The organism is Corynebacterium glyciniphilum AJ 3170, from assembly GCF_007673095.1.
Taxonomy (GTDB): Bacteria; Actinomycetota; Actinomycetes; order Mycobacteriales; family Mycobacteriaceae; genus Corynebacterium.
Genome location: NZ_VDYZ01000001.1, coordinates 407,101 through 413,100, shown reverse-complemented (window position 1 = coordinate 413,100; position 6,000 = coordinate 407,101). Strand labels below are relative to the sequence as shown.

6 protein-coding genes are annotated in these 6,000 nt (G+C 67.7%); all 6 read left to right on the top strand.

Going from position 1 to position 6,000, the window contains the following annotated elements; genetic code table 11:
* Positions 1 to 236 precede the first annotated feature (236 nt).
* From FS507_RS01965 to recN, 6 genes are read left to right on the top strand one after another with little or no spacing between them, the layout of a single operon-like run.
* The gene (locus tag FS507_RS01965; RefSeq protein WP_145941123.1) at positions 237 to 1,274 is read left to right on the top strand and encodes a tetratricopeptide repeat protein; all 1,038 of its coding nucleotides are present in this window, start codon (positions 237 to 239) and stop codon (positions 1,272 to 1,274) included.
* A 12-nt stretch (positions 1,275 to 1,286) separates the two neighbouring features.
* Complete coding sequence (locus tag FS507_RS01960; RefSeq protein ID WP_186314516.1) at positions 1,287 to 2,264, top strand: HAD-IIA family hydrolase; 978 nt, start codon at positions 1,287 to 1,289, stop codon at positions 2,262 to 2,264.
* Positions 2,255 to 2,455 carry a hypothetical protein gene (locus tag FS507_RS01955; protein ID WP_145941121.1) on the top strand — a complete coding sequence of 67 codons (201 nt, stop codon included), beginning with the start codon at positions 2,255 to 2,257 and terminating at the stop codon, positions 2,453 to 2,455. Before FS507_RS01960 ends, FS507_RS01955 begins: the two co-directional genes overlap by 10 nt.
* Positions 2,456 to 2,457: 2 nt before the next feature.
* On the top strand, positions 2,458 to 3,297 hold the full coding sequence (locus tag FS507_RS01950; protein WP_145941120.1) for a TlyA family RNA methyltransferase: 840 nt from the start codon (positions 2,458 to 2,460) through the stop codon (positions 3,295 to 3,297).
* On the top strand, positions 3,294 to 4,217 hold the full coding sequence (locus FS507_RS01945; protein WP_038548884.1) for an NAD kinase: 924 nt from the start codon (positions 3,294 to 3,296) through the stop codon (positions 4,215 to 4,217). Before FS507_RS01950 ends, FS507_RS01945 begins: the two co-directional genes overlap by 4 nt.
* A gap of 13 nt (positions 4,218 to 4,230) precedes the next feature.
* Positions 4,231 to 5,949: a DNA repair protein RecN gene (gene recN, locus FS507_RS01940; protein ID WP_145941119.1), complete on the top strand. Its 1,719-nt coding sequence runs from the start codon at positions 4,231 to 4,233 to the stop codon at positions 5,947 to 5,949.
* Positions 5,950 to 6,000: the final 51 nt, after the last annotated feature.

Here is a 6,000-nt window from a genome sequence, read left to right as displayed (position 1 = left end):
CTGCCTGCGCCGATGGTACTGCACCCGGGAGGGTGTGGGAGAGTAGGACGCCGCCGGCATCAAAATTTAGGTGATGGTGTGTGGTTGGAGCAGTCGTTGGTGGCTGCTTCGACCACACACTTTTTTTATGCGGTTTTACAGTTGCGGAGACAACCCAGGGATCCCTCGCGGTTGGTCTCCGTGCACACCTGACCTAGAATCGGTCGGGAATAACAACACCAGGAAGAGGTAGTCAGATGAGCGAGTCCTCCGGCGGCGGCGGTTCCCGCGGTCAGCATCGTGGCGGAAGCCAGTCCTCCAACGGAGGACGTCGCGGCCCGGGTGGGCAGGGAGGCCGCGGGGGGCAACGCAGTTACGGCAACCGCGACAACAACCGCGGGGGCGAGCGGGGTGGCTACCGCGGCCACGGCTCCGACGACAACAGGGACGGGCGTCGCAACAACCGTGACGACCGCCGTGACAACCGTTCAGGCCACGGCAATCGCGACCATCGCAACGGAGGACGCCCCAACCGCGGCGGACAGGGACAGGGTGACGACCGTCGCCGCGACCGTCACAACGGGCCGCACCGGACAGGCTACCGTGAGGAACGTATCAACCAGCGCCTGCAGGAGCCGGAAATCCCGTCGGACGTGAGTCCGAAGGAACTTGACCCCGGTATCCGTCAGGAGCTCCGCAGTCTCTCCAAGGACAACGCGGACAAGGTCGCCGGTCACCTCGTGATGGCCGCGGCCCTGATGGACAAGGATCCGGAGGAGGCCCTCGCGCATGCCCGCGCAGCGAAAGACCGAGGTGGACGTGTCCCTATCACCCGTGAAACGCTGGGAATCGCCGCCTACCATGCGGGTCAGTGGAAAGAAGCACTGACGGAGCTCCGCGCCGCGCGCCGCATGGCAGGCGGTCCCGGCCTCCTCGCCGTGATGGCCGACTGTGAGCGCGGTCTCGGACACCCCGGGAAAGCGGTGGAGCTCGGGCGTTCCCCCGAGGCCGAGGAGCTGGACCCCGAGGGGCGGGCAGAACTCGCGATCGTCGTGGCCGGCGCGCAGCATGACCTCGGTGAAAACGATGCGGCGCTTGCCGCGCTCCACCCCGAGTCGGAGTCGACTGATCTCCCCGCCGTCACCGCCCTGCGCGTGACCTACGCATATGCAGACGCTCTACTGGCGGTCGGTGACGTCCCAGGTGCCAGGCAGTGGTTCGAACGGGCCATCGAGATGGACACGGAGAACGTGCTCGATTCCGAGGCACGTCTACGCGAGCTGAAGGACGCCTGACAGATGGCAGGCCTGCGCGTACTGGATGACTACGACGTCCTCCTCGCGGATCTCGACGGCACCGTCTTCAAGGGGAATGCCGCGATCGACGGCGCCCGTGAAGCGTTGGCGGGACGTGACGTCGTGTACATCACGAACAACGCCTCACGGGCGCCCGGGCAGGTCGCGGACCACCTGCGCCACCTCGACTTCACGGTCGAGGACACGCAGGTCGTGACGTCCGCGCAGGCAGCGTGCACTCTGGCCGATGAGATTCTCACGGAGAAGTCCGTCCCGGTACCGGGACGTCGCGCCTACGTCGTCGGTGCCCGGTCTTTCCGGGAGCTGGCCACAGAGGCCGGCTTCGATGTGGTGGACAGTGCTGATGAGCTGCCTCATGTGGTGCTGCACGGTCACAGCCCGGAGAACGGGTGGGCGCAGCTGTCGGAAGCTGCGTTGAGCATCCGCGCAGGCGCAGAATACGTGGCGTCGAACCTCGACACCACGTTACCGTCGGAGCGTGGTTTCCTCGTGGGCAACGGTTCGCTGGTTGCTGCGGTCGTCAGTGCGACGGGAGTGACGCCACGAAGTGCGGGGAAGCCGCTCCCCGAGATGTTCCGTCGGGCGGTGACGACATCGGGGGCCAGGCGTCCCCTGGCCGTCGGCGATCGTCTCGACACCGACATCGCCGGCGGCAACGCCGCCGGCATCGACACCCTCTGTGTGCTCACCGGGGTCGCCACTCACACGGAACTGCTGCGCACGGAGTTCCGGCCCACGTTCATCGCAGCGAACCTCCGGGACCACCTCGACGGGTGGTCTGCCTGCCTCGAACGTGACCGGGTGGTTGTCTCGTCGGGGGAAACCGGCCCGCTCCCGGTCATGTCCGCAGAAGCCGTTGCTGCGGCGGCGCCCGTCGTCTGGCGGGAGATCGACGAGGGCCGTGACCCCGAGGTGGCCGCAGCCGTCGGTGACGATGCCGCAGCTGCCGCGTTGGAGGGATGGCGGTGAACCCGGGCGACCTCGCCGCGAAGACGGCCTCTCTGGGGGACAGCGGAGACAACGGACATGCCGCCTTCGATCCGGAGGCACTTGTCGCCCGGGTGGACGCGCTGTTGTCCTCGGATGTCGAAGGTAACGATGAGGCAGAACTCCTCGAGAAGGCACACCGCCTGATCAATGACGCGATGGAGGGCCGCTGAGCATGCCGAAGCAGAACAGGAACCGGCGTCTCCAACGGCTCGACGCCGAGCTCGTCCGGCGCAAGGACGCCCGCTCACGTGAACACGCCCGTGACATGATTGTCGCGGGCCGTGTCAGCGTGAACGGGATGGTGGCGACGAAACCCGCGACCGGTGTCGACGGCGATGTCTCGATCCGCGTGGCGGTCAGTGACGACGACCGTTGGGCCTCCCGGGGAGCGCACAAGCTGTTGGGGGCGTTGGCCGCCTTTGAGCCGTCGGGCCTGAGGCTTTCGGGGCGGCGGGTCCTCGACGCCGGCGCGTCGACGGGCGGTTTCACGGACGTCTGTCTCGACCGGGGTGCTGCGGAAGTTCTTGCCGTGGACGTCGGTTACGGACAGCTGATCTGGCGGTTGCAGAACGACGACCGTGTGACGGTACTCGACCGGACCAATGTACGTACGCTGACTGTCGAGGAACTCGGAGGTCCTGCGGACGCGATGGTGGGTGACCTGTCGTTCATCTCCATCGATCTGGTGCTTCCCGCCCTCGCCGCGTGTGTGGCCGAGGGCGGTGACCTGCTGCCGATGGTGAAGCCGCAGTTCGAGGTCGGCAAGCACCGGCTCGGGCACGGGGGCGTTGTCCGCGATCCCGCTCTGCGCGCCGAGGTCACCCTCGACGTCGCACGGGCGGCACGGGGGCACGGGTTGTCCACACGGGCAGTAGTTGCGTCACCTTTGCCCGGTCCCAGCGGAAACGTGGAATACTTTCTGTGGTTGGTGAATGACGGTGGTGCCAGTGCACCCGATGAGGAGAATCTGACCGCCATGGTCGACAAGGCAGTGAAGGAGGGTCCCCAGTGACTGAAGAAGCCCCCCGGGTCCGCGAGGTGCTCCTCGTCGCACACACCGGCGCATCGGACAAGCTCAACATGGCTGCGGCTGCGGCACAGAGGCTGTCCGACGGTGGTCTCACCGTGCGCGTGATGTCCACCGGTGACCCCGCTCCGGTGGCACGCCACGAGATTCTCGGCCGGTTTCCCCGTTACGGACACACCACTGAGGCGGCCAAGGGTGTGGATCTCGTTCTGGTCCTGGGCGGGGACGGGACATTCCTGCGTGCGGCGGATATCGCCCACGCCCAGGATGTCCCGGTGCTCGGCGTGAACATGGGGCACATCGGTTTCCTCGCGGAATGGGAGCAGGAGTCGCTGGAGGAGGCGCTCGACCGGGTCATCGCCGGGGACTACCGGATCGAGAACCGGATGACGCTCTCCATCACCGCCCGAGACAATGACGGTCGTGTCCTGGGCACCGGCTGGGCACTCAACGAGTGCTCAGTGGAGAACCTGAACCGGCAGGGCGTCCTGGACACGATTCTCGAGGTCGACCAGCGGCCGGTGAGTTCATTCGGCTGCGACGGTGTACTGGTGTCGACGCCCACGGGCTCGACGGCGTACGCCTTTTCCGCCGGCGGCCCGATCCTCTGGCCGGAGCTGGCCTCCATTCTGGTGGTCCCCTCCAACGCCCACACGTTGTTCGCCCGTCCACTGGTGGTCAGTCCCGACTCGACGGTGGCTGTCGAGACAAACCCCCAGACCTCCCCGGCCACAGCGGTGATGGACGGTTTCCGTCAGATCCACATGCCCCCCGGCGCCCGGGTGGAGATTCGCCGGGGTCCGCAGGACGTACGGTGGGTCAGGCTGGACACCGAACCTTTCACGGACCGACTCGTCCAGAAGTTCCGTCTCCCGGTGACCGGGTGGCGCGGACCGCGAAGGTGACGGGGACACGGGGATGCTGAAGGAACTGCAGATCCAGAACCTGGGAGTCATTGAGGAGGCCGTCGCCGAGTTCACCGACGGTTTCACGGTGGTGACCGGTGAGACGGGCGCCGGTAAGACCATGGTCGTGACCGGTCTGAAGCTGCTGTCGGGGGCCCGTGCCGACAGCCAGCGGGTCCGGTCCGGCACCGACCGGGCGACGGTCGACGGGATTTTCCACACTGACGAGGATTCCGCTGCCGCCCGGCTGGTCGACGACGTCGGCGGGTATCTCGAAGACGGCGAAGTGGTTGTCTCACGGTCGGTGAGTTCCTCGGGACGTTCCCGGGCCCATCTGGCCGGGCGGACGGTCGCAGCCGGTGTCCTGGGTGACTTCTCCTCGCGACTGCTGACGATCCACGGCCAGTCCGATCAACTCCAGCTCCTCGACCCGACCCGTCAGCTCCGCAACCTCGACAGGTTCGCCGGACTCGACGAGGATCGTCGGGCGTACCGGCGGTTGCGTCGGGAATGGGCGGCGCTGGCCCGCGACCTCAATGAACGGACCGAGAAACGGCGTGACCTGGCTCTCGAGGCGGAGACCCTGCGCCGGTCCCTGGAAGAGATCGACACCCTCGACCCGCAGCCGGGCGAGGACGAGGACCTGAAGGTGACCATCAGCCGGTTGCAGGACGCCGACGAGGTCCGGGATGCTGCCCTGGTCGCCCTGGCCGCGATCGACGGAGGGGATCCCGATGCTGCCGTCGAGGAGACCGCGGCTGTCGAGTCACTGTCGGCGGCGGCGTCCGCGCTGTCGGGTCGGGCGGGGGCTGAGCCGCGGTTCGGTGACCTGGCGGCCCGTATCAACGCCGTCGTGACGGATCTGGCTGACATCTCCGGGGAGATCGGCGCAGCGCTGTCGGATGTTCCGTCACCGGAAAGTCTGGAGGGGCTATTGGCACGCCAGCAGGACCTGCGGGAACTGCGGAAGTACGCCTCCGACATCGACGGTGTGCTGGCCTGGCGGGACCAGGCCCGTGAAAGGCTGAGTTCGATCGATGTCTCGGGCGACGCCCTGGAGGAACTCCGGGGTCGGGTCGAGGAGGCCGCGGCGGCCATGGTCAGTGCGGCGCGGGACCTGTCGTCGGCCCGGACGGCGGCCGCCGGTCGGTTCGCCACGGCGGTGAGCACCGAGATCGAGGGGCTGCAGATGTCGTCCTCCCTCCGGGTGGACGTGCGCAGCGCCGGAGGTCGTGGGGCAGCAGCCGCCGAACCGGCTGACTGTCTTGCCGACGGTATCGACGAGGTCGAGTTTCTGCTCGTCCAGGGCGGTGCCCCGAACTCCCTCGCAGCCACCGCGTCCGGTGGTGAACTTTCCCGTGTGATGCTCGCCCTCGAGGTGGTCCTGGCGGGGAGAGGACGGACGATGGTCTTCGATGAGGTCGACTCCGGAGTGGGCGGACGCGCCGCCGTCGAGATTGGGCGGAGGCTGGCGCGACTCGCCGTGGACAACCAGGTGATCGTCGTGACGCACCTGCCGCAGGTGGCGGCATTCGCCGACGCCCACGTGCACGTGGCTAAGGCGGCGTCGGAAGAGTCGGTACGCTCCAGTGTCCGCACGCTGGACAGTACCGAGCGGGTGGAGGAACTCTCCCGGATGCTCGCCGGGCTCGAATCGGACACGGGGCGTGCCCACGCGGAGGAGCTTCTGGAGACCGCCCGCCAGGCGAAGGCGGGACTCGACGCCGGGTAGGGTGCGGCTCACGGCCGGCGGGGCATTTGCCCGGGGCCGCATCGGCGCGCC